The sequence below is a fragment of the Bradyrhizobium sp. cir1 genome, from assembly GCF_014198245.1.
In the GTDB taxonomy this organism is placed as follows: Bacteria; Pseudomonadota; Alphaproteobacteria; order Rhizobiales; family Xanthobacteraceae; genus Bradyrhizobium.
Map to the genome: position 1 here is coordinate 53,144 of NZ_JACIHE010000003.1, position 22,710 is coordinate 75,853.

The 22,710-nt window shown below is 65.1% G+C and carries 18 protein-coding genes; 8 read left to right on the forward strand and 10 right to left on the reverse strand.

The features are described from left to right. Nucleotides 1-98: 98 nt before the first annotated feature. Nucleotides 99-596, reverse strand: a complete 498-nt coding sequence (locus GGD63_RS08685) for a hypothetical protein (RefSeq protein WP_183240871.1) — start codon at nucleotides 594-596, stop codon at nucleotides 99-101. A gap of 460 nt (nucleotides 597-1,056) precedes the next feature. Here GGD63_RS08685 and GGD63_RS08690 point away from each other — a divergent pair, with 460 nt between their 5' ends. The 6 genes from GGD63_RS08690 to GGD63_RS08715 all read left to right on the forward strand — a co-directional run bounded on the left by GGD63_RS08690 (nucleotide 1,057) and on the right by GGD63_RS08715 (nucleotide 7,249). Then, nucleotides 1,057-1,290 carry a hypothetical protein gene (locus GGD63_RS08690; protein ID WP_183240873.1) on the forward strand — a complete coding sequence of 78 codons (234 nt, stop codon included), beginning with the start codon at nucleotides 1,057-1,059 and terminating at the stop codon, nucleotides 1,288-1,290. A 184-nt stretch (nucleotides 1,291-1,474) separates the two neighbouring features. Then, on the forward strand, nucleotides 1,475-2,359 hold the full coding sequence (gene hpnC, locus GGD63_RS08695) for a squalene synthase HpnC (protein WP_183240874.1): 885 nt from the start codon (nucleotides 1,475-1,477) through the stop codon (nucleotides 2,357-2,359). Next, a complete protein-coding gene (gene hpnD, locus GGD63_RS08700; protein ID WP_183240876.1) occupies nucleotides 2,349-3,188 on the forward strand; it encodes a presqualene diphosphate synthase HpnD in 840 nt (279 codons plus the stop codon). Before hpnC ends, hpnD begins: the two co-directional genes overlap by 11 nt. Continuing rightward, nucleotides 3,188-4,456 carry a hydroxysqualene dehydroxylase HpnE gene (gene hpnE / locus GGD63_RS08705; RefSeq protein WP_183240878.1) on the forward strand — a complete coding sequence of 423 codons (1,269 nt, stop codon included), beginning with the start codon at nucleotides 3,188-3,190 and terminating at the stop codon, nucleotides 4,454-4,456. Before hpnD ends, hpnE begins: the two co-directional genes overlap by 1 nt. 79 nt (nucleotides 4,457-4,535) lie before the next feature. Next, nucleotides 4,536-6,503 carry a squalene--hopene cyclase gene (gene shc, locus GGD63_RS08710; protein WP_183240879.1) on the forward strand — a complete coding sequence of 656 codons (1,968 nt, stop codon included), beginning with the start codon at nucleotides 4,536-4,538 and terminating at the stop codon, nucleotides 6,501-6,503. Continuing rightward, complete coding sequence (locus tag GGD63_RS08715) at nucleotides 6,500-7,249, forward strand: phosphorylase (protein ID WP_183240881.1); 750 nt, start codon at nucleotides 6,500-6,502, stop codon at nucleotides 7,247-7,249. Before shc ends, GGD63_RS08715 begins: the two co-directional genes overlap by 4 nt. Before the next feature lie 116 nt (nucleotides 7,250-7,365). On the opposite strand, the gene GGD63_RS08720 is transcribed toward GGD63_RS08715, so the two are convergent. From GGD63_RS08720 to ispH, 8 genes are all read right to left on the reverse strand, one after another. Then, nucleotides 7,366-8,694: an aspartate aminotransferase family protein gene (locus GGD63_RS08720; RefSeq protein WP_183240882.1), complete on the reverse strand. Its 1,329-nt coding sequence runs from the start codon at nucleotides 8,692-8,694 to the stop codon at nucleotides 7,366-7,368. Then, nucleotides 8,691-9,506: a phosphonoacetaldehyde hydrolase gene (gene phnX / locus GGD63_RS08725; RefSeq protein ID WP_183240884.1), complete on the reverse strand. Its 816-nt coding sequence runs from the start codon at nucleotides 9,504-9,506 to the stop codon at nucleotides 8,691-8,693. Before phnX ends, GGD63_RS08720 begins: the two co-directional genes overlap by 4 nt. Next, a complete protein-coding gene (locus GGD63_RS08730) occupies nucleotides 9,503-10,654 on the reverse strand; it encodes a TIGR03364 family FAD-dependent oxidoreductase (RefSeq protein WP_183240886.1) in 1,152 nt (383 codons plus the stop codon). Before GGD63_RS08730 ends, phnX begins: the two co-directional genes overlap by 4 nt. Next, nucleotides 10,651-12,369, reverse strand: coding sequence for a putative 2-aminoethylphosphonate ABC transporter permease subunit (locus GGD63_RS08735; protein WP_183240888.1), 1,719 nt, complete (start codon nucleotides 12,367-12,369; stop codon nucleotides 10,651-10,653). The genes GGD63_RS08730 and GGD63_RS08735 overlap by 4 nt, the downstream gene beginning before the upstream one ends. A 15-nt stretch (nucleotides 12,370-12,384) precedes the next feature. Then, nucleotides 12,385-13,488, reverse strand: a complete 1,104-nt coding sequence (locus tag GGD63_RS08740; protein ID WP_183240890.1) for a putative 2-aminoethylphosphonate ABC transporter ATP-binding protein — start codon at nucleotides 13,486-13,488, stop codon at nucleotides 12,385-12,387. Between the two features lie 101 nt (nucleotides 13,489-13,589). Then, nucleotides 13,590-14,627, reverse strand: a complete 1,038-nt coding sequence (locus GGD63_RS08745) for a putative 2-aminoethylphosphonate ABC transporter substrate-binding protein (protein ID WP_183240892.1) — start codon at nucleotides 14,625-14,627, stop codon at nucleotides 13,590-13,592. A 759-nt stretch (nucleotides 14,628-15,386) separates the two neighbouring features. Next, nucleotides 15,387-16,547: an adenosyl-hopene transferase HpnH gene (gene hpnH / locus GGD63_RS08750; protein ID WP_130368154.1), complete on the reverse strand. Its 1,161-nt coding sequence runs from the start codon at nucleotides 16,545-16,547 to the stop codon at nucleotides 15,387-15,389. A gap of 35 nt (nucleotides 16,548-16,582) precedes the next feature. Continuing rightward, nucleotides 16,583-17,509, reverse strand: coding sequence for a 4-hydroxy-3-methylbut-2-enyl diphosphate reductase (gene ispH / locus GGD63_RS08755; protein WP_183240894.1), 927 nt, complete (start codon nucleotides 17,507-17,509; stop codon nucleotides 16,583-16,585). Between the two features lie 464 nt (nucleotides 17,510-17,973). On the opposite strand from ispH, the gene GGD63_RS08760 reads away from it, so the two are divergent. Next, nucleotides 17,974-20,562 carry an MMPL family transporter gene (locus GGD63_RS08760; RefSeq protein ID WP_183240896.1) on the forward strand — a complete coding sequence of 863 codons (2,589 nt, stop codon included), beginning with the start codon at nucleotides 17,974-17,976 and terminating at the stop codon, nucleotides 20,560-20,562. Here GGD63_RS08760 and GGD63_RS08765 read toward each other — a convergent pair. Beyond that, complete coding sequence (locus GGD63_RS08765) at nucleotides 20,530-21,171, reverse strand: DUF2147 domain-containing protein (protein ID WP_183240897.1); 642 nt, start codon at nucleotides 21,169-21,171, stop codon at nucleotides 20,530-20,532. The two genes, GGD63_RS08760 and GGD63_RS08765, sit on opposite strands and share 33 nt — an antisense overlap. A 142-nt stretch (nucleotides 21,172-21,313) precedes the next feature. Between GGD63_RS08765 and hpnO the strand changes: the two genes are divergently transcribed. Continuing rightward, nucleotides 21,314-22,705, forward strand: coding sequence for an aminobacteriohopanetriol synthase HpnO (hpnO, locus tag GGD63_RS08770; protein ID WP_183240899.1), 1,392 nt, complete (start codon nucleotides 21,314-21,316; stop codon nucleotides 22,703-22,705). Nucleotides 22,706-22,710: the final 5 nt, after the last annotated feature.

Sequence of the window (22,710 nt, forward strand, 5' to 3'; positions counted from 1 at the left end):
TGGCTTCGAGCAGGTGTCTGCGTATCAGGTTCATGTCAGCAAAAAGCCCCCGGCTCGCGAGACCCGGGGGCGTGTTCCTCATCGGCCCAGAAGGGCAATCAGCCCTTCGTCATCGTGATGTTGACGCCGCGGATCTCGCCCTTGGAGGAGATCTGCACCGTCTGCTTGGTGCCGTTGGTGCGCAGCGACAGATTGGCGGCGAAGCCGTTGGCCTCGACGAACACTTCGATCTGGCCGCCGCCGGCGGTACCCTGGAGATTGCCGAAGATGTTGCGGCTCGCCTCGCTCCAATTGCCGGAGATGCGGTCGCCCTGGCTCGTCACGTCGCTGGTGAGGTCGAACTTGTAGCTGTCGGATGCGCAGTGCAGGGCCTGCTTGAGGTTGAGACCGCTGCCGGCGACCTTGTAGTCGGCCTTGCAGCGGATGCGCTCGGTGGAGCCATCGGACAGCGAGACCGTGCCGGTGCCGGTCCACGCGCCGTCGAAGCCGGCAAACGGTCCGGACGACTGTGCATGGCTCGCCGAAACCGAGAAGAGCAGCGCAGCGCCAACGCCGGCCGCAGTGATTGCCAGTCCAGATCGCCCAAAGAAATTCATCGCAAATATCCCGTTTTGGAACGACGTCCGTCGAGGATTAAGGACGTCTCGCCACATCGAAGGTTTAGTGTTCCGAGCCTGTGTCAGGTTCAACGCGCCAGGACCAGAGATGGTGGTTCACCGGGCGCCGGCGAGGGGCTGGACCCAAGCGATTGGCCGTGTTTCGGCGCGTTTCCGGCCGAAAGGGCGGGGCGGAGAGATGCAGCACTGCAACAGCCGTGCAGTAAAATGCGCCCTGCCTGAATTATGACGTAGTATCAACCCCTTACATCTGCCAATGAAGGCGCAGGGAAGCCCTGATTTGGTGGGTGTGGCGCCAATTTGGCCGCATTTACCAGTGCTTGTGCCTTCTCTGAGGCCGCTACCCCGCGGCGACTTGCCATCAGAACAATCCGTTCCGGTCGTCCGCCCAGTGCTGTCCGGGATCGGTGCGATTCTGCCGTCAGAATGAAGGAATACAATGCGTAAGCTTCTCGTCGCTCTCACCCTGCTGTCGGCATCCCTTTCGACGGCGGCATTCGCTCAGGCAGGGCGCGGCACGGACGCCGAGCAGAAGGCCTGCACGCGCGATGTGCAGAAGTTCTGCCGTCCGGTCATCGACCAGGGCGATTTCACTATCCTGGCCTGCCTGAAGGAGAACCGGGCCAAGATCTCCCAGGGCTGCGACCAGGTCCTGAAGAACCACAACCAGTAAGCTCGGCCATTGGCCCACCCAAGGCGGCCCCGGGGCCGCCTTTTCGGGCCAGATCCGCAAAGGGCGGCCATCGACAGACAGGATTGGTTTTGCGGCCGTATTCCCCTATATGGGGGCCGCGGCGGCATGAGCCCGTGCGAGCGAAAAAGCCCTTCCTGTCCAAACGATTGTTAACCAGCCCTCGATGACCTCAGCGAGCGAATTGCGATCCGGCAAGGGTGACCGCGACGAGAATTTTCCCGTCGCGTCCTGGATCATTCATCCGCGTCATCGCGCCCTGATCCTGGCCTATTACAATTTCGTCCGCACCGCCGACGACATCGCCGACCACGCCACGCTGCCGCCCGACCGGAAGCTCGCTTATCTCGACCTGCTCGAGGCGGAACTGCTCGGCAAGGGCGACACCCAGGCCGAGGCCGTCACGCTGCGCCGTGCGCTGGCCGAGCGCGGCATGGCGCCGCGCCACGCGCTCGACGTGCTCATCGCGTTCCGCATGGACGTGACCAAGCTGCGCTACGAGACCTGGGACGAGGTGATCCACTATTGCCGCTATTCGGCGATGCCGGTCGGACGCTTCATGCTCGACGTCCATGGCGAGAGTACCTCAACCTGGACCGCATCGGATGCGCTCTGCGCAGGGCTGCAGATCAACAATCACCTGCAGGATTGCGGCAAGGATTTCCGCGAGCTCAACCGCGTCTACCTGCCGCGCGATGCGCTGGCAGCACACGGTGCCTCGGTCGAGCAGCTCGGGCTCGCGCAGTCGCCGCCGGCGATGCTGGCCTGCCTGCAGTCGCTCGCCGCGCGCAACGAAGCGCTGCTCGACCAGGGCAGGTCGTTGAGCGCAGAGATCCGGGATTTCCGCCTCGGCGTCGACGTCTCCGTCATCCAGGCCTATGCCGACCGCATCGTGCGCCTGCTCAAGGTGCGCGATCCCTTGCGCGAGCGCGTGCACCTGAACAAGTTCGAGCTTCTCACCTTCAGCCTCGCCGGAATCATCGGCGAAGTCGGCCGCCGCGCGATCGGACGCAAGGCCATATCCAGACCGGGGACTGCCCATGACGCTTGAGGCGACCACGCCCGGCGCCAGTTATGGCTCGACCGCATCCGGCAGCTCGTTCTATGCCGCGATGCGCATCCTGCCGCACGACCAGCGCGAAGCGATGTTCCAGATCTACAGCTTCTGCCGTCAGGTCGACGACATCGCCGATTCCGACGGCCCGCGCGACGAGCGGCTTGCCGCCCTCCAGCAATGGCGCAACGACATCGACGCGCTCTACCAGGGCAATCCGCCGCCGCGGCTGAAGGACTACGTCGCCTCGGTGAAGACCTTCGGGCTCAAGCGCGAGGATTTCCTGGCCATCGTCGACGGCATGGAGATGGACGTGCCGCAGGACATCCGCGCGCCCGACATGGCGACGCTCGATCTCTATTGCGATCGCGTCGCCAGCGCCGTGGGGCGGCTGTCGGTGCGGGTGTTCGGCATGCCTGAGGAAGACGGCATCCTGCTCGCCCACCATCTTGGCCGCGCGCTTCAGCTCACCAACATCCTGCGCGACATCGACGAGGATGCCGGCCTCGGCCGGCTCTATCTGCCGCGCGAGGCGCTGCTGCATGCCGGCATCACCTCCAATGATCCGAACCGCGTGATCGCCGAGCGCGCGCTGCCGAAGGTCTGCCTGCCGCTGGCGCAGCGCGCCAAGGTGCATTTCGAGAAGTCGGACGAGATCATGAACCGCAACAAGCGCCGCGCCGTGCGCGCACCGCGGATCATGTCGAAATACTATCATTCCATTCTGGACCTCCTGATCGCGCGCGGTTTCAACGCGCCGCGCGAGCCGGTGCGTGTGTCGAAGATCACACGTATCCTGATCCTGCTCCGTTACGCTCTCATCTGATGCAAAACACAGCTCACATCATCGGCGCTGGAATTTCCGGCCTCTCCGCCGCCGTGCGGCTCGCCAATGCCGGCTTCAAGGTCGCCGTGCACGAGGCGACGCACCAGGCCGGCGGCCGCTGCCGGTCCTATTTCGACGGTGCCACCAACCTCACCATCGACAACGGCAATCATCTGCTGCTGTCGGGCAACAGCCACGCGCGCGCCTATGCGCGATCGATCGGTACAGAGGCGGGCCTCGTCGGCCCTGACAGCGCGCAATTTCCGTTCGTCGACATCAAGACCGGGCAGCGCTGGCAGATCGATCTCGGCGATGGCCGATGGCCGACCTGGGTGCTCGACGAAGGCCGCCGCGTGCCCGACACCGGCCTCACTGACTATCTCAAGCTGGCGCCGCTGATCTGGGCGTCGGAGGAGACGCTGGTCGGCAAGTCCATTCCGACCGAAGGCATCCTCTATCAGCGCCTGGTGCAGCCGCTGCTGCTGGCGGCGCTCAACGTCGATCCGCCCGAGGGCTCGGCCGGGCTCGCCGGCGCGATCGTGCGCGAGACGCTGCTTGCGGGCGGGCAGGCCTGCCGTCCACTGATCGCGCGCGACGGCCTCAGCGCGGTTCTCATCGAGCCGGCGGTGAAGTTCTTGCAGGAGCGTGGCCACACCGTTCAGCTCGGTCATGAGCTGCGTTCGTTCGCAAGCGCCGACGGCAAGGTGACCGCGCTGAATTTCGGCGGCGAGGACGTCATCCAGCTCGGTGCGGGTGACATGATCGTGATGGCGGTGCCGCCGCGCGCGGCAGCTAACCTGCTGCCGGGCCTGAAGACACCGACCGAATTCCGCGCCATCGTGAACGCGCATTTCCGCTTTGAGCCGCCGCCGGGCTCGGCGCCGATTCTCGGCGTGATCGGCGGCGTCGTGGAATGGCTGTTCGCGTTCCCGAACCGGCTCTCGGTGACCATCAGCAACGGCGACCGTCTCGTCGACATGCCGCGCGAAGAGCTCGCGCAGGCGATCTGGAATGATGTCTGCAAGGCGGGCGGTGTCTCCGGAGAGCTGCCTCCTCCATTGCCTCCTTGGCAGATCGTGCGCGAGCGCCGTGCCACATTTGCGGCGACGCCTGCGCAGAACGCCCTGCGCCCGGGGCCGGTCACCGCGCTGAAAAACCTGTTCCTCGCCGGCGACTGGACTGCTACGGGATTGCCTGCAACCATTGAGGGATCGGTCCGGTCGGGCGATCGCGCCGCCGATCTGGTTCTGGCCGCCAAGGGATCTTGAAACAAGGGATCCTGACAAGCGGCCCTGACGGGCAAATGTCCCGGTCAATTTCAATCGACTATCGGAGCAATCGAGCGACATGGATTCCGTGAACGCGACCAGCCGCGAGACCCTGGAATCGAAAGTGCTGGAATCGAGCATTGCATCGGCGACGCAAGGCGTGCTCGGCTTCCAGCAAGCCGACGGCCATTGGGTCTTCGAGCTCGAGGCCGACTGCACGATTCCGGCCGAGTACATCCTGCTGCGCCACTATCTCGCCGAGCCGGTCGACACCGTGCTCGAGGCCAAGATCGCCAATTATCTTCGCCGCGTCCAGGGCGCCCATGGCGGCTGGCCGTTGGTGCATGAAGGCGAGTTCGACATGAGCGCCAGCGTGAAGGCCTACTTCGCGCTGAAGATGATCGGCGATTCCACAGACAGCCCGCACATGGTGCGGGCGCGCGAGGCGATCCATGCGCGCGGCGGCGCGATCAACAGCAACGTCTTCACCCGCTTCCTGCTCGCAACCTTCGGCGTCGTGACCTGGCGCGCGGTGCCGGTGCTGCCGATCGAGATCGTGCTGCTGCCGTTCTGGTCGCCGTTCCATCTCAACAAGATCTCCTACTGGGCGCGCACCACCATGGTGCCACTGATGGTGATCGCCGCGCTGAAGCCGCGCGCGAGGAATCCGAAGGGCGTCGGCATCGACGAATTGTTCCTGCAGGATCCGCGTTCGATCGGCATGACCGCGAAGGCACCGCATCAGAGCATGGCCTGGTTCATGCTGTTTCGTTCGCTCGATGCGATCCTGCGCGTGATCGAGCCGCTGTTTCCGAAGAGCCTGCGCAAGCGCGCGATCGACGCCGCGCTCGCCTTCACCGAGGAGCGGCTCAACGGCGAGGACGGCATGGGCGCGATCTATCCGCCGATGGCCAACATCGTCATGATGTACGACGCGCTCGGCAAGGACGAGAATTATCCGCCGCGCGCGATCACGCGCCGGGGCATCGACAAGCTGCTCGTGATCGGCGACGACGAAGCCTATTGCCAGCCCTGCGTCTCGCCGGTGTGGGATACGACGCTGACCGCGCACGCGCTGCTGGAAGCCGGTGGCGACAAGGCGGTGCCGGCGGCGAAGCAGGGGCTCGACTGGCTGATCCCGAGGCAGGAGCTCGAGGTGAAGGGCGACTGGGCGGCGAAGCGCCCCGACGTGCGCCCGGGCGGCTGGGCCTTCCAGTACAACAACGCCCATTACCCCGATCTCGACGATACCGCTGTGGTGGTGATGTCGATGGACCGCATGCGCCGGGAGCACGGCGCGACCGGCTATGATGCCGCGATCGCCCGCGGCCGGGAGTGGATCGAGGGCATGCAGAGCGACGACGGCGGCTGGGCCGCCTTCGACGTCAACAACCTCGAATATTACCTCAACAACATCCCGTTCTCGGACCATGGCGCGCTGCTCGATCCGCCGACCGAGGACGTCACCGCGCGCTGCATCTCGATGCTGGCCCAGCTCGGCGAGACCGAGAAGAGCAGCAAGCACGTCGCCGACGGCGTCGCCTACCTCAGGAAGACCCAGCACCCGGAGGGGTCCTGGTACGGCCGCTGGGGCATGAACTTCATCTATGGAACCTGGTCGGTGCTCTGCGCCCTCAACATGGCCGGCGTCCGCCACGACGACCCCATGATCCGGAAGGCCGCCGCCTGGCTGGCCTCGATCCAGAACGAGGACGGCGGCTGGGGCGAGGACGCCGTCAGCTACCGTCTGGACTACCGGGGCTGGGAGGCCGCCCCCTCGACCGCCTCGCAAACGGCATGGGCCTTGCTTGCCCTGATGGCGGCAGGCGAGGTTGATCACCCGGCCGTCGCCCGCGGGGTGGAGTACCTGATTGCAACACAGAACGAAAAAGGACTGTGGGACGAGCGGCGGTACACCGCCACGGGCTTCCCCCGCGTGTTCTATCTACGGTATCATGGTTACCCGAAGTTCTTTCCGTTGTGGGCGTTGGCGCGGTATCGGAACTTGCGGAACACCAACAGCAGGGTGGTAGGGGTCGGAATGTGACTTTGGGGATGGGGGACTATGTTACCGCGGGTAATGCCATCGACCCGCGGCCGATACTGATCGTGACCGGACTGGTGCAGGAGGCCCGCATTGCGGCCGGACCTGGCATGGCGGTCATCTGTTCATCCAGCAGCCCGACGCAGTTGCGGGCGCTGCTGACGGTGGTGGACCCCGAGACGATTCGCGGCGTGATCTCGTTCGGCGTGGCCGGCGGGCTCGACCCGACGTTGCGCTCCGGCGACGTCGTGCTGGCGACCGAGGTGCTCTCCGGCGACACCCGCTGGGCCGCCGGCCTGTCACTCGGTGACGATCTGATCGAGCGCCTGACCTCGGGCCGCCGCCGCGTGGTGCGCGGCAGCCTCGCCGGCGCCGAGGAGGTGGTCACCAAGCGGTCCTGCAAGGCGGCGCTCCACTCCGAGACGGGCGCTGCCGCCGTCGACATGGAAAGCCACATCGCCGCCGCCTACGCCGCCGAGGCCGGGCTGCCCTTCGCCGCGGTCCGTGTCATCAGCGATCCCGCCCATCGCGCGCTGCCCGCGCTCGCCCGCGCCGCGATCAAGCCGAACGGCCAGATCGATCTCGCCGCCGTGCTGCGCGGCATCGTGCGCAATCCGGCAACGCTGCATGCGCTGGTCTCGACCGGCATCGACTTCAACCGCGCCCTGCGGTCTTTGCGCGGCTGCCGCGACTATCTGATCGGGACGGAGCTGATCGAGAGCGAGGCGCTGGTTTCGAAGGCGGCCTGAGCGGTTCTTCGAACCGAGAATACGGAAAAGGCCCGGTCGCGCGACCGGGCCTTTTTGTTTGGTGTCCGTAGTCCGGATGGACCGCGCTGTCGCGAAGCGTGCGCGTTGCGTTCCGCTCACAGCGCCGACATCGCCGCTTCGAGGATATCGAGGGCCTGGTCGAGTTCGGCGCGCGAGATCGTCAGTGGTGGGCATAGCGTGACCACGTTGCCGCCGCCGAGCTTGAAGCTGAGGCCTGCTTCCAGGCAGCGATACAACAGGCGCTCCGCGCGCGCGTTGGCTTCGGCCGCGTCGCGGCGGCCGATCTCGACGCCGAGATAGAGGCCTGCGCCGCGCACCTCGGAGATCACGGGGTATCGCTCTGCCATCGATCGCAGCCGTTCGAGCGCGTGCGCGCCGAGGAGACGCGCTGCGGCAAGCAGCCCTTCTTCCGCGATCACGTCGAGCGTAGCGAGGGCGGCAGCGCAGCCGACCGGGCTCTTCTCGTGTGTGTAGTGGCCGAGCGCTCCCTCGGGCACCACGTCGAGATCGGCCCGCGCCACGATGGTCGCCATCGGCATGATGCCGCCGCCCAGTCCCTTGCCGAGCACGAGAATGTCGGGTGCCGTTTCGACCTGCTCGCAGACAAACATGGTCCCGGTCCGGCCGAGACAACTCGGCACCTCGTCGAAGATCAGCAGCGCCCCGTGCCGGTCGCAGCTTGCGCGCACGCGGGGCCAGAAGCCGGGCGGCGGCAGCTCGACCGTGGTCCAGCGCATCGGCTCGGCGATCACGGCCGCGACGTCGCCCTGCACCTCGAGGACATAATCGATGTAATCGGCGAGGCGCTCATGCGCGCGGCCGTCCTGTCCAAAGAAGCGCGCGGCCAGTCCCGGCGGCGGCACGTGCTCTGTGCCCGGCAGCAGCGGACCAGCGCCGCGCCGGAACAGGGCTTCGCCGCCGACCGACACGGCGTCGAGATTGGCGCCGTGGAAAGCATCCCACATCGACAGGGTCTTGTGTCGCCCCGTCGCATAGCGGGCGAGCTTTAGGGCCATGCCGATGGCAGCAGACCCGCTGGGTGCCAGCAGCACCTTCTCAAGTGAGCCTGGCGCCAGTTCGGCGAGGCGCCGGGCGAGGTCGATGGCGGACTTGTTGGTATAGCGGCGCGGGCAGAAGGGCAGAGTGTCGAGTTGCGACTTGATGGCCGCCACGACGCGAGGATGACCGTAGCCGACCTGATGCACGCTGTTGCCGTGGAAATCGAGGATGCGCCGTCCCTCGAGATCGACGATGTGGCTGCCTTCGGCGGCGGTGGCCACGTTCAGGCACGGCGTCGACAGCGACTGTCGCAGGAACCAGCGCTCATCCTCGTCGAGCCATTGCTGAGTCTGCGCGTCGAGATGGCGTTCCTGAAACGCCCGCCGCTCCTCAGACAGATTGACGTCGCCCTCGGCGGCACTCACGGCCGCTCTCCGCGGGCCAGCCTGCCCTCGATCGCGGCGATCACCGGGATGATGTCGGCGACGCCGTCGATCACGTAATGGGCGCCGGCGCCAGTCAGCCGCTCGATCGCGGCCGCGCGCCGCTCGGCGAAGGCTTTCGGCGGCAACGCTGCCGTGTTGGCGAGCGACAACCCGAACACGTTGCCGGTGACGGCAACGCCGACGGTCCAGCAGCCGCCGTTGAGGCCTTCCTTGATCCCGACCTCGGTGTCGTCGACCTTGACGCAGCTCCAGGCCGGCCAGACGGCGAGATCCAGGAAAGTCTTGTAGAGCATGAACGGCGTGGGCCGGCCGTCGGGCGTGTCGCCGGTGCAAACGATGCTGTCGGGCGCATAGCCTTGCGCGGCCGCGACCGGAATGACTTCGGCCATGATCTCGCGCGTGTAACCGGTACTGGAGCCGATCTTCAGGCCGCGGCGCCGCAAGCCGGCGACAGCCTCAGCCACGCCCGGGATCACGTCGGCGTAGCGGGCGGCGACCTCGACATTCATCGGGACGAACACCGCGTAGAGCGCATCAATGTCCGCTTCGGTCGGCTCATGCCCATGCTTGTCGCGCCATGCGGCGGCGATCCGCGGCAGGCGCAGGAGGGCGGCGATGTGCGGTCGCTTGGCCATGCCCATGGGGCCGCGCGCCTCGTCGACGGTGATCGTCACGCCGAAGCGCGCGAACGCCTCGACGAACACGCCCATCGGCGCCAGCGAGCCGTGGTCTACCGTCGTGCCGGCCCAGTCGAACACCACGGCCTGGACGTGCTCGAATCTATCGCTCATGTCGCTCGGCTCCCGGACGTCAATTCGTCAATCACTTCCTCGGCGATCGCAAACGAGGTGCTGGCGCCGGTGCCGCTGGTGATCATGACGAGGCGCACAGCGTCCGATGGGCGATCGATCAGCATCAGCCGGTCGGACGCCGATGCGTAGGTGCCGATCCAGCGCTCGCGGATGAGGGGCGTTGGCCAGGCCAGGACCTGCCGGAATTCGTCCATGATCAACTCGTCCACCGTATCCGGACCGAACGGGTCCGGCGTCGTGTCGTAGTGATGGGAATCGCCGACGACGAGCGAGCCATCCGCGCTCTGCACGGCGATCAGATGCACGCCGTTGGCCAGATGCTGGCCCTGCTCGGATTCGAGCCGCTGCTTCAGCGCGGCGGCCTCCGGCAGTTCGGCGTAGCCGAGATAGCGCACGAGGCCGAGGTCCGACATCACGGCCGCGTTGAAGCGCGGCATCGCGCTCGCCGGCGCGACCCGCAGCATGTGCAGCTTGCAGCGGACGAGGCCATAGCTCGCCAGGCGCTCCGGATAGAGGCTCAGGAAATCGTCACCGGGGCAGACCACGCAGAGCCGGGCCCGGACCGGCCCGCGCGTGGTGTCGATGACCGGCGGTGCGACCTCCTTGGCCAGCGTCTGATACATGAAGGTGACGCCGTGCACCTCGGCCAGCCAGCGCGCCAGTGCCGGCACCGCGATGCGCGACTCCACCCGCAAATCGTGCGGGCTCGCCAGCACGGCTTGCAGATTGTCGGTCCGCAGCATCGGGAAACGGCGGCCCGCCTCAGTCGGGCTCAGAAGCTCGCAACCCTCGCCCATCTCGGTGGTGCGGAACGCCTCGAGCACGGCCACGGCCTCCGGCCGCCGCACCGCGACCGCCAGTCCGGCATGCTCGATCCTGATGCCCGCGGCCGAGGCCACTTCGGCCCAGACCTGTCGCGACCGCATCGCTCGCTGCCAGCACTGGCCGCGCTGTTGCCCGGTGACGGTGACAAAGCCGAAATTGCGGATCGAGGCGCCGTTCGCCCTTGCGTCGCGCTCAATGACCACGACCCGCAGACCCCGGCGCACGCCCGCAAGCGCATGGGCGAGACCGCAGATGCCGCCCCCGATAACCGCCAGATCGAATTCGTCCCCGGACACGCTCACCGTTTTCTCCACATCTGCGCACGCGCAAGATAGCCCTGCGTGAGTAACATATAGATGGCGCGTGTGACGGCTGCTGTGGCGAACACCACCATGGCCATGGCCGCAGCCGGGGCCACGTCGCCCGCGTCATCCATATTGAGCACGGCGATCGCCGCAAGCGTCGTGTGCGGCGCGTAGATGAAGACCACCGCAGACACTGTCGTCATCGCGTTCACGAACAGATACATGGCGATGTCCAGCACGGCCGGCAGGCAGACCGGCAAGGTCACCCGCATGAAGGTACGCCAGAACGGCACCCTGAGCGATGCCGAAACGGTCTCGAACTCCTGGTCGATCTGCTTGAGCGCCGTCACCGCGGTCAGGTGCGAGACGGAGTAGAAATGCGAGATGGTGCAGATCACGAGGATGGCCATCGTGCCATAGATGAAGCTCAGCGGATTGGCCGGGTTGTTGAAGAAGAAGATGTAGCCGAGGCCGAGCACCAGCCCGGGAACGGCCAATGGGAGCAGCGCGAGAAACTGCACGAAGCCGCGAATGGCGCGAAAGCGCGGGGTCTTCTCGACGAGATAGGCGCCAGTAAAGATCACCGCGGTCCCGAACAACGCGGTGAGGCCGGCCATGACCAGCGAGTTGAAATAGCTGCGCCAGCCGCCGCCGTCCATCATGTCGAAGTCGAAGTTCTTGAAGCTTGGCGCCAGATTGTAGGGCCAGAACGTCGCGATCGAGGCGAAGAAGGACACGCCGAGAACGACCAGGATCGCGAACGCAATCAGCGAGCAGATCGCCAGCATCGCGCGATCGATCGTGGCGTCGGGCCTGGGCGCGTACGGTACGGCGCGCGCGGAGAGGAGCGCCAGCTGGCGCCGCTGCATGAGCTGATCGACGACGAAGGCCAGCGCCGCGGGCAACAGCAGGATCAAGCCGACCACCGCGCCCATCTGGAAGTTCTGCTGCCCGACCACCTGCTTGTAGATGTCGGTCGCGAGCACGTTGAACTTGCCGCCGATGACCTTCGGCACGCCGAAATCGGTGATCACCAGGGTGAAGACGACGAAGACCGCACTGATCAGGCCGTAACGTGCGCCAGGAATGGTCACCGTCCAGAAGGTGCGGTGCGGACTTGCCCGTAGCGCTTCCGCCGCCTCGTACAGACGCGCGTCCGAAATCGCCAGCGCCGTGGTGATGATGATGAGCGCGTGCGGGAAGGTCCAGAACACCTCGCCCATGACGATTCCGATCGGACCGTAGATCGACGCACCGAACAGCATCCATTTGACGAGGCCCTGATTGCCGAACAGGTAGACGAGACTTATCGCGGGCAGCAACGAGGGGGCGAGAATCGGGATCTGCGCGATGATGCGGAACAGTCCCCGCCCTGGCATGCAGGTGCGGGTGAGTCCGTAGGCGTAGACGAAGGCGAGCAGAACACAGATGACCGTGCTCAGCAGCGAGACCCAGATCGAGTGCCAGATCGAATTGGCCAGCGCCGGGCTGGCGAAATAGGCCTGGAAATTTGCGAGGCCGACGAAGCTGCCATCAGCCGCCTGGAAGCTCTTGGACAGCAGCGCCCAGAGCGGCAGCAACACCGTGACGATCAGCCAGAGACCGAGCGCCACGACTGCGCCGCGCATGATCCAGTCGTCGCGCCCCAGCTTCTGCCTCAGCGGCGCGATCGCGGCGGCACGGTCCGGCAGAATAAGCGTCTCGGTCGCCATTACTGGTTTTCCGTGTCAGGCCGTCGCAGAGCGCTGTTGGGCAAATACGCGCAGTCGCTTCGGCGGCAACGCGACCTCAATGGTCGCGCCCGAGGAAATGCCGAGGTCGCGCACGGCGTTGATGGAAAAGTCCGCCGAAAAATTCAGGCTCGTGCCGCTCGCATGCAGGGTCGTCGCGAAATGATTGCCGATGAATTCCATGACGCCGACCTGCACTGACAGGCGATTGTCCGAATGCTCGCCGATGTCGCGCACCACCACGTCCTCCGGCCGGAGGCAGACCGTTACCGCCGCGCCTTCGCCGAGCGGCACTTCCTCGCCGAAGTCGAGCACCGCCCCCCTGACATTCGCGCGCTTGCTCGTGACGAGGTGCCCCTCCAGAAAGTTCATCTTGCCGACGAAGTCGGCGACGAAGGCCGTCGCGGGCCTGCCGTAGATCTCGTCGGGCGTGCCCACCTGCTCGATCCTGCCATTGCTCATCACCACGATCCGGTCGGACATGGTGAGCGCTTCCTCCTGGTCGTGGGTCACCATGATCGTCGTCAGCTCGAGACGTTGCTGCAGGTCGCGGATCTCGCCGCGCAGACGCGCCCGGACGCGCGCGTCGAGGGCGGACAGCGGTTCGTCCAGCAGCAGAAGGCCGGGCGACAGCGCCAGCGCGCGGGCGAGCGCGACGCGCTGCTGCTGTCCGCCCGAGAGCTGGGCCGGATATTTGTCGGCCTGCTCGGGCAGGCCGACGAGTTCGAGAAGCTCCTTGACCCGTTTGTCGATCTCGATGCGAGGCGTGCCGGCCGAGACCAGGCCGTAGGCGACATTGTCCCTGATCGTCAGGTTCGGGAACAGCGCATAGGACTGGAACACGATGCCGAAGTCGCGCCTGGCCACCGGCAGCGTCGAGATGTCCCGTCCGCCCTGATGGATCGAGCCGGTGGTCTGCACGTCGAGGCCAGCGATGGCGCGGAGCAGCGTGGTCTTGCCGCAGCCGGATGGCCCGAGAAACGAAACGAACTCCCCGGGCATGACGTCGAGGTCGATCGTGTCCAGCGCTGTGAACGCGCCGAACTTTTTCGAGAGATTGCGGATGCGGAGATAGGGCACCGCCGTCAGCGTGCTGTCCATTGTACTGTCCCGCATTGACCGGCGGCGCCCATGCATCGCCAGCTTCGTCGCTCCCGGAATCCCCGGCAGGATCCCCAGTTCAGGTTCTTCAGTTCAGTTTTTCAGTTCTTGGGCTCGGACTTGCCGTCGTAACGCTTGCTCCACTCCGCCAGGATCTTGTCGCGGTTCTCCGCGGCCCAGGCGAAGTCGTTCTTGATCAGCATCTTGTCGATGTCACCCTGGATGAACTCCATGGAGCTGGCGATGCCGGGCAACGCGACGATGGCGAAGTTCTCGGCGTAGAGCTTGTTGGCGTCCGGCGTCGCGGCCCAGTCGGCAAGCTTCTTCGCCGCCTCCACCTCTTTGGTGGTTTTCATGATTCCGATGGCCTCCATGTCCCAGCCGAGGCCTTCCTTGGGCAGGACGATGCTGATCGGCGCGCCACCCTTCTTGGTCTTGTTGGCGCGATACTCGAACGAGAGGCCGATCGTGTATTCGCCGGCGGCGGCCTGCCGGCACGGCTTGGAGCCGGAATGCGTGTAGGCCGCGATGTTCTTGTGGAGCTCGTCCATGTATTTCCAGCCCCCGTCCCAGCCGAACATCTGGAGCCAGGCGGAGACCATCAGAAACCCGGTCCCCGAAGAGGCCGGGTTCGGCATGGCGATTTGTCCCTGATAGACCGGCTTGGTCAGATCGGCCCAGGAGGCGGGCTCCGGCAGGTTCTTCTTGCCGGACTCCACGGTGTTGACGCAGAAGGCCGATGCCCAGACGTCCATGCCCACCCATTGCGGCGAGGCCGCGGGATCGCGCATCTTGGCATCGACCTTGTCGAGACCCGCCGGCGCGTAGGGCATCAGCATGCCTTCCTTCTGCAGCAGCATCAGCGAGGTCGCGGCAAGGCCCATGACCACATCGGCCTTGGGGTTTGCCTTCTCCGCAAGGAGTTTTGCGGTGATGATGCCGGTGGAGTCGCGCACCCAGAGGATGTTGACGCCCGGATTGGCCTTCTCGAACGCGGCCTTGTAGGGCTTGATCTGGTCTGCCTCCAGCGCCGTGTAGACGGTGAGGTCCGCGGCGCGCGTTGCAGTGCTGAGGCCGAACATAGCGGCGGCGATCGACACGAGCGCGCGTCGCAGACGGCTTGTCGTGCACAGGTTCATGTCGGGCTCCATCGCTGTTGGCCGCGGGCTGGCAATTCCGGGCAAGGGGAACCGATATTGTTAGATGACATTCCCGTGACGTACATGTCGGATTTTGTGCACGGCGCGCCTCGATCGCGGCGTCTCTGCACATCTTGAGTGCAGACTTGCCGATGCAGGCATCTGCCCCGAGCCTTCTTCAGCGCTTCCGCTTGGCGTGAGCCATGATGCGGGTTTGCCGCTGATTGTCTTGCGGTCGTCGTGGCTTAGCGATTTTGCTGATCTTTGACGAAGCAAGCATTGATTGCTTGCACATTCGATTTCGGGAGAGCAGGAAGCTCGCCCGTGGCGACTAGCCGGTGGCGATTTCCGAACGGAGCCACCATGCCATATTGCCACTGTTTTGCCCGACGCGTCAAATCGTGTTCGTAAAATACGAAATTCGTGCAAGCCTTGCGCGCCTGGCTGACGGCGTGCCCGGTCGCAAAAACGCCTCCGCACCGCAGATGCCGCGATCCCTGCCGGTTTGCTGCTGATTTGCTCGACGCGGCAATGGCTTGCCCCCGCAGGCCCTGCGCCGGCCGGTAGCCGCGGCTCTACTGTGCATGGGGTTGTTTTTCATTTTTTGCAGAAGGGCTCCGAGCCGGCCAAGCGTGGAGGGGGAGGGAGTGTAGCCTGCGGATCGACTCTGGTCCCCTCGGGGCGCTTGCGCCGAACAAGCAAAAGGCCCGGTCGCGATGGCGACCGGGCCTTTTCTGTTTCGATGTTCGCAGCCCGCGCTTACGCGGCGGTCGAAGCCTTCTGCGCGGCCTTGGCCTGCGCGGCGGCGGCTTCGTCCTTGCGGATCTCGGAGAGCTTCTTCTGGACCTGCTCGGAGAAGATGTACTGGGCCGGGCGCTGCTTGGACATGTCGATCTCCGGCGCCATTGGGCCGGTGGTCTTGATGCCGCGCAGCGACACCCACATCGCCTTCAGCGGGTTGTTGAGCGCTGCGGTCGCAGCCGTCGGCTCGTAGCCGCAATGGGCCATACAGTCGGCGCACTTTTCGTACTTGCCGGTGCCGTAGGTCTCCCAGTCGGTGGTGTCCATCAGCTCCTTGAAGGTCTTGGCGTAGCCTTCACCGAGCAGGTAGCAGGGCTTCTGCCAGCCGAAAATGTTGCGCGCGGGCATGCCCCACGGCGTGCACTCGTATTCCTGGTTGCCGGCGAGGAAGTCGAGGAACAGGCCGGAATGCATGAAATTCCACTTCTTGCCCTTGCCCATCGCAAAGACGTCGCGGAACAGCTTCTTGGTCTTGGTGCGGTTGAGGAAGTGCTCCTGGTCCGGCGCGCGCTCATAGGCGTAGCCGGGCGACATCGAGACGCCGACGCCGAGCTCGACGGTGAGGTCCAGGAACTTCGCGATCTCCTCGGCCGGATGGCCGTCGAAGATGGTGGCGTTGACGTTGACCGTGAAGCCGCGCGCCTTGGCCGCCTTGATCGCGGACACCGCGCGGTCGAACACGCCCTTCTGCGACACCGCCTTGTCGTGGTGGTCGCGCAGGCCGTCGAGATGCACCGAGAAGAACAGGTAGGGCGAGGGCTCGAACAGATCGAGCTTCTTCTCGAGCAGCAGCGCGTTGGTGCAGAGCGAGACGAACTTCTTGCGCGCGACGAGGCCGCGGACGATCTCGCCGATCTCCTTGTGGATCAGCGGCTCGCCGCCGGGAATGGCGACCATCGGCGCGCCGCACTCGTCGGCCGCGTCCCAGCACTCCTGCGCCGTCATGCGGCGGTTCAGGATCGCGTCGGGATAGTCGATCTTGCCGCAGCCGACGCAGGCGAGGTTGCAGCGGAACAGCGGCTCCAGCATCAGCACGAGCGGGTAGCGCTTGCGGCCAAGCAGTTTCTGCTTGAGCAAATAGCCGCCGATACGCATTTCCTTGAAGAAGGGGATTGCCATTACACGTTTCTTTCTGGGCTTGAAATTCGGGTGGGTCAGCTCGCAGCCAGTTGGGCCGGAAGCCGGAATTCGATGTTTTCCTCGCGGCCCGGCAGCACCTGGACCTTGACCGGTCCGATCCGCCGCATCGCTTCGATCACGTCATCCACGAGTACCTCAGGCGCCGAGGCGCCGGCCGTGACGCCGACGGTTCTGGCATCTTTCAACCACGCCGGATTGAGCTCGCTGCCGTCGGCAATCAGATAACTCGCGACGCCGGCTTCGGTGCCGATTTCGCGGAGCCGGTTCGAGTTCGAGCTGTTGGCAGCGCCCACCACCAAGATCACGTCGACCAGCTTGCTCAAGTCCCTTACCGCAGATTGGCGGTTCTGTGTCGCATAGCAGATATCCCGGATATCCGGGCCTTGAATATCTGTAAAGCGGGCCTGGAGGGCCGCAATGATGTCCCTGGTGTCGTCGACCGACAGGGTGGTCTGGGTGATGTAGGCCACTGGGCTATCCGCCGGCAGGGTCAGGGCCTTAACCTCTTCAACGCTTTGGACAAGTAGCACCGGCCCCGGGACCTGGCCCATCGTGCCCTCGACCTCGGGGTGGCCGGCATGGCCGATCAGGATCAGGGTGCGGCCCTTGGAGATGTACCGCTTCCCCTGATTGTGAACTTTCGTGACCAGCGGGCAGGTGGCATTGAGCACCGGAAGGTCGCGCGCGGCGGCCTCTTCCTCGACGCTGCGGGCAACGCCATGGGCGCTGAACACCGTGACCGATTTCGGCGGAACCTCGGACAGTTCCTCGACGAAAATGGCGCCTTTGTTCTTCAGGCTCTCGACCACATATTTGTTATGCACGATCTCGTGGCGCACGTAGACGGGCGGGCCGTATTTCTCCAGGGCCCGTTCCACGATCTCGATCGCACGCACCACGCCCGCACAGAAGCCGCGCGGCTGCGCCAGATAAACTTCCATAGGACGCCCATCACGCAAGTTGCACCAATCCGCTTCGTTGTCCCCAGCGGCACCTCGATCCTGACCAATGAGTAGCAATAAACGCACCATTGGCCTCGCGCACGCGGTAACCGATCACCCCAAACTGGGCTCCGGCGCATGGAGGCACAGCACTTTGTGTCAAAAAATCGGCAGAAAGGAAAGCTCAGATGAAACTATAGTTCCCTGCCGGCTGAATTTCACGGTACCATAGTATAGGAATTGCCGTGAGCAAAATGGCGACATTTGTGCTCACCCCTTCGTCACTTTCCCGCCTCAACTCCACGGCTATACCGACCGCCCCGCATGATTTTGCCACGGTCTCCCGCCGTTTACATCGAACCTTCTTGCGGCGAGAACCACCCAAAACAGCAATAGGTTTCGCCCGGGAACTCCGATAAACAGCGGGCGTTTCCGGCAAGCTGTTAACCGCAGAAAGAAAAGAAGTGCTGCAAAGCGTAGTCGTTGCCATCGTCAGGGCCTGCACCCGGTTTGCCTCCCTCGTCGTCGTTCTCGGGCTCCTGCTGTCGGTGGCCGCGGGCTATTACGCTGCGCGCCATTTCGCCATCAACACCGACATCAATTCGCTGATTGCCCAAAATCTCGACTGGCGCCAGCGCGACCAGCAGTTCGACCGTGCCTTCGACCGTGATGCGACGATTCTCGCCGTCGTCGAGGCCAGGACGCCGGAGATGGCGACCGCGGCGGCCGACGCGCTCTATGCCAGGCTGAGGGACGACAAGACCAACTTCCAGTCGGTGCAGCAGCTCGGCACCGGCGAGTTCTTCGAGAAGAACGGCCTGTTGTTCCTGCCGACCGAGGAGGTCGGCAAGGTCACCGGCGAGTTCGAATCCGCAGCACCCCTGATCGAGATCATGGCGGGCGACCCCTCGATCCGCGGCCTGACCGGCGCGCTGGAAACCGGGCTTGCCGGCGTCAAGCGCGGCCAGGTCAAGCTCGACAACACCGCGCGGCCGTTCAACCAGATCGCGCAGACCGTCGAGACCGTGCTCAACAAGGGCAATGCGAGCTTCTCCTGGCGCGAGCTCGTCAGCGACGAGCCGCTGTCGGATTCCGACAAGCGCGCCTTCATCGAGTTCAAGCCGATCCTCGACTACAACGCGCTGGAGCCCGGCAAGGGGGCCACTAACGCGATCCGGAAAGCGGCGGCGGATCTGGATTTCCCGACCAAATTCCAGGCGCGGGTGCGCCTCACCGGCCCGGTTCCGATCGCGAACGAGGAATATGCGACCGTTCAGGAAGGCGCCGTCATCAACGGCATCGGCACCGTCCTCGTCGTGCTGCTCATCCTGTGGCTGGCGCTGCATTCGTCGAAGATCATCTTCGCCGTGTTCGTCAATCTCTTCGTCGGCCTCGCGATCACGACGGCAGCCGGCCTGATGATGGTCGGATCATTCAATTTGCTGTCGATCGCCTTCGCGGTGCTGTTCGTCGGCCTCGGCGTCGATTTCGGCATCCAGTACAGCGTCCGCTATCGCTCGGAGCGCTACAAGCACAACGACCTCTCCGGTGCGCTGGTGCTGGCTGCGAAGCGCTCGGCGGTGCCGCTGTCGCTGGCGGCGATGGCCACCGCGGCGGGATTCCTTTGCTTCATGCCGACCGACTACAAGGGCATCGCAGAGCTAGGCCAGATCGCCGGCGTCGGCATGCTGGTGGCCTTCCTCTCCTCGATCACCGTTCTGCCGGCTTTGCTGAAGCTTCTGAACCCGCCCGGTGAGATGGAGCCGGTCGGCTACGCTTTCCTGGCGCCGCTCGACCGCTTTCTGGAGAAGCACCGCGTGCTGGTCGTCGGGGGCACGCTGCTGCTCGCGCTCGCCGGCCTGCCGCTGCTCTACTTCATGAAGTTCGACTTCAACCCGATGAATCTGCGCAATCCGCACGCCGAGTCGATCGCGACCTTCCTCGACCTGCGCAAGGATCCCAACACCGGCGCCAATGCCATCAACGTGATGACCACGTCGGAGGAGCAGGCAAGGCAGGTCCAGGCGAGGCTGGAGAAGGTGCCCGAGGTGCTTCGGGTGATGTCGCTCGACAGCTTCGTGCCGCAGGACCAGCAGCCGAAGCTGAAGCTGATCGCGCAGGGCGCCAAGGTGCTGAACCCCGCGCTCAACCCTGATCAGATCGATGCGGCGCCGACGGATCAGGAGAACGTGGAATCGCTGAAATCGTCGGTCGACAATCTGCGCCGGACCGCCGGTGACGCGAAGGGCCCGGGCGCGGTCGCCTCGCGCCGGCTCGCGGATGCGCTCGATAAGCTCGCCAATGGCGACGAGGCCACGCGCAACAAGGCGCAGGACGTGTTCGTCACGCCGATGAAGATCGTGTTCGACCAGCTCAGGAACGCGATGCAGGCAGGTCCGGTCACCCTCAGCTCACTGCCGCCCGATCTCGTCAGCGCCTGGAAGAGCAAGGACGGCATCATCCGCGTCGAGGCGCTACCCAAGGGCGATCCCAACGACAACGACACGCTGCGCAAATTTGCGGCGGCGGTGCTCGCTGCCGAGCCGACCGCGATCGGCGGGCCGGTCTCGATCCTGAAGTCCGGCGACACCGTGGTGAAGGCGTTCATCCACGCCGGCATCTATGCGCTGCTCGTGATTGGCCTGTTGCTCTGGATCACGCTGCGTCGGTTCGTGGACGTGCTGATGACGCTGGTGCCGCTTCTGGTTGCCGGCGCTGTGACGCTCGAAATCTGCGTGTTGATCGGCCTGCCGCTCAACTTCGCCAACATCGTCGCGTTCCCGCTGCTGCTCGGCGTCGGCGTCGCGTTCAAGATCTATTATGTCGTGGCGTGGCGCTCCGGCAGAACAAACCTGCTTCAGACCAGCCTCACGCGAGCAATCTTCTTCAGCGCGCTGACGACGGCGACCGCGTTCGGCAGCCTGTGGCTGTCGAGCCATCCCGGCACGTCCAGCATGGGCAAGCTGCTGGCGCTCTCGCTGGTGACGACGCTCGCCGCCGTGCTGCTGTTCCAGCCGGCCCTAATGGGCAAGCCCCGCAATCTCAGGGAGTAGGCAGATGTCGCCGACGGGGTCGGCGGCGCCCTTCTGACCGGGCTTGGCCGCGGCGGTCTTCGCGGCCGGTGCGGGGGCTGTGGCGCCCGTCGTGGCCTGGGCTGCTTGTTGGGCTCCCGGAGCCTTGGGCGCAGCGCCAGGGGACTTCGGCGCGCCCTTGGCCATGGCATTGGCGGGGCTCAAGGGGATCGGCGGCCCGACCCGAGTCCAGGTCTCGCCACCACAGAGGAAGCCCATCACGCAGCCCTTGATCTCGAGCTGGTCGGTGCCAGCAGGTGTGATGGTCGCGCTGTAGGTCTGGCCGTCTTGCGCGTTATAGACCTGTCCTTCCCACTGATCGGCACCGGGCTTCTTCTTCATGTCGATCAGGGTCGGCATGCCCAGCGTCGGCCTGTTCTTTTTCGAGACATCGGGATTGTTCTCGTCGCGGCCGCCGGGCTGCTTTTCCCAGGAAACCGCGCCCCACATGCTGCCATTGCACTGGGCGACACGGATGTTGGCGACGCCGTCGGCGACCCGCCAGTCGCCGGTGGGATCGGCGGCGAGGGCCGGGGTCAGGCCTGCGTAACCGCCAGCCAGTATAATTCCGGTGTAAAGGGCCAAACGCATGAGTGTTCCTTGGCAGTGCAACATGATCTAAAAGCTGTGCTTGCGAAGATGGTCCGAAAAAGGGCAAAAGGCCGCACAGACCGTTTTCACTAGCGGTCCGTTTTCAGTTGACGAGACGGCCCTCAACCGAAGTATGTAGCGGATGCACAGTCCAAATCCAGACATGTCTCAGCTGTTCGCGGACCGGCAGGCCCAGCGCAGCGCCCTGCATAATCGGTATCTGAACGAGCAGTTCGTTCGGGTCCTGAAGACCATCGGCTACGATGTCGGCTTCCAGAAGGGGCAGGGGCAGTACCTCTACGACCGCGAGGGCGCGCGCTACCTCGACCTGTTGTCCGGCTTTGGCGTGTTTGCGATCGGGCGCAATCATCCGGTCATGCGCGAGGCGCTCAAGAGCGTGCTCGATGCCGACCTGCCCAACCTCGTCCAGTTCGACGTCTCGACGCTCGCCGGCGTGCTGGCCGAGCGCCTGCTGAAATACGTCCCCTATCTCGACAAGGCGTTCTTTGCCAATTCCGGCGCGGAATGCGTCGAGGCCGCGATCAAGTTTGCGCGTGGCGCGACGGGGCGTCCCGGCATCGTCTATTGCGCCCACGGCTACCACGGCCTGACCTATGGCGCGCTGTCACTGACGGGTGATTCGAACTTCCGCACCGGCTTCGAGCCGCTGCTGCCGGGCTGCACCCCGGTCCCGTTCAACGACCTGGCCGCGCTCGAAAAGGCACTGGCCTCGCGCGAGGTCGCCGCCTTCGTTGTCGAGCCGATCCAGGGCAAGGGCGTCAACATGCCCACCGACGAGTTCCTGCCGGGAGCTGCCGCGCTCTGCAAGAAATACGGCACGCTGTTCGTCGCCGACGAGATCCAGACCGGCATGGGCCGCACCGGCCGCTTCCTCGCGGTCGAGCACTGGAACGTCGAGCCCGACATGGTGCTGCTGTCGAAGTCGCTCTCGGGTGGCCACGTGCCGGTCGGCGCGGTGCTGACGCGCAAGAGCATCTTCGACAAGATCTTCAACCAGATGGACCGCGCCGTCGTGCACGGCTCGACCTTCTCCAAGAACGACCTCGCCATGGCCGCGGGCATCGCCACGCTCGACGTCATGGAGTCCGAGAAGCTGATCGAGTCCGCGGCCAAGCGCGGCGCCGAGCTGCGCCTCGCGCTGACGCGCATGGTGCCCGGTTACGAGCTGTTGAAGGAAGTCCGCGGCAAGGGCCTGATGATCGGTATCGAGTTCGGTCCGCCGAAATCGCTGCGCCTGCGCGCCTCCTGGAACGTGCTGGAGACCGCCAACAAGGGCCTGTTCTGCCAGCTCATCACCGTGCCGCTGTTCAAGGACCACAAGATCCTCACGCAAGTCGCCGGCCACGGCAGCCACACCATCAAGCTGCTGCCGCCGCTCACCATCACCGAGGAAGACTGCAGCTGGATCGAGAAGGCGTTCGACGACGTCATCGCCGGCAGCCACAAGGTCCCCGGCGCGATCTGGTCGCTCGGCAAGACGCTGGTGGACAACGCGGTGCGGCGGTCGGCGTAAGGCCG

Coding starts and splice junctions, on each gene's coding strand:
- GGD63_RS08685 (WP_183240871.1), bottom strand. CDS start 596: ATGAATTTCTTTGGGCGATCTGGACTGGCAATCACTGCGGCCGGCGTT.
- GGD63_RS08690 (WP_183240873.1), top strand. CDS start 1,057: ATGCGTAAGCTTCTCGTCGCTCTCACCCTGCTGTCGGCATCCCTTTCG.
- hpnC (WP_183240874.1), top strand. CDS start 1,475: ATGACCTCAGCGAGCGAATTGCGATCCGGCAAGGGTGACCGCGACGAG.
- hpnD (WP_183240876.1), top strand. CDS start 2,349: ATGACGCTTGAGGCGACCACGCCCGGCGCCAGTTATGGCTCGACCGCA.
- hpnE (WP_183240878.1), top strand. CDS start 3,188: ATGCAAAACACAGCTCACATCATCGGCGCTGGAATTTCCGGCCTCTCC.
- shc (WP_183240879.1), top strand. CDS start 4,536: ATGGATTCCGTGAACGCGACCAGCCGCGAGACCCTGGAATCGAAAGTG.
- phnX (WP_183240884.1), bottom strand. CDS start 9,506: ATGAGCGATAGATTCGAGCACGTCCAGGCCGTGGTGTTCGACTGGGCC.
- GGD63_RS08735 (WP_183240888.1), bottom strand. CDS start 12,369: ATGGCGACCGAGACGCTTATTCTGCCGGACCGTGCCGCCGCGATCGCG.
- GGD63_RS08740 (WP_183240890.1), bottom strand. CDS start 13,488: ATGGACAGCACGCTGACGGCGGTGCCCTATCTCCGCATCCGCAATCTC.
- GGD63_RS08745 (WP_183240892.1), bottom strand. CDS start 14,627: ATGAACCTGTGCACGACAAGCCGTCTGCGACGCGCGCTCGTGTCGATC.
- hpnH (WP_130368154.1), bottom strand. CDS start 16,547: ATGGCAATCCCCTTCTTCAAGGAAATGCGTATCGGCGGCTATTTGCTC.
- ispH (WP_183240894.1), bottom strand. CDS start 17,509: ATGGAAGTTTATCTGGCGCAGCCGCGCGGCTTCTGTGCGGGCGTGGTG.
- GGD63_RS08765 (WP_183240897.1), bottom strand. CDS start 21,171: ATGCGTTTGGCCCTTTACACCGGAATTATACTGGCTGGCGGTTACGCA.
- hpnO (WP_183240899.1), top strand. CDS start 21,314: ATGCACAGTCCAAATCCAGACATGTCTCAGCTGTTCGCGGACCGGCAG.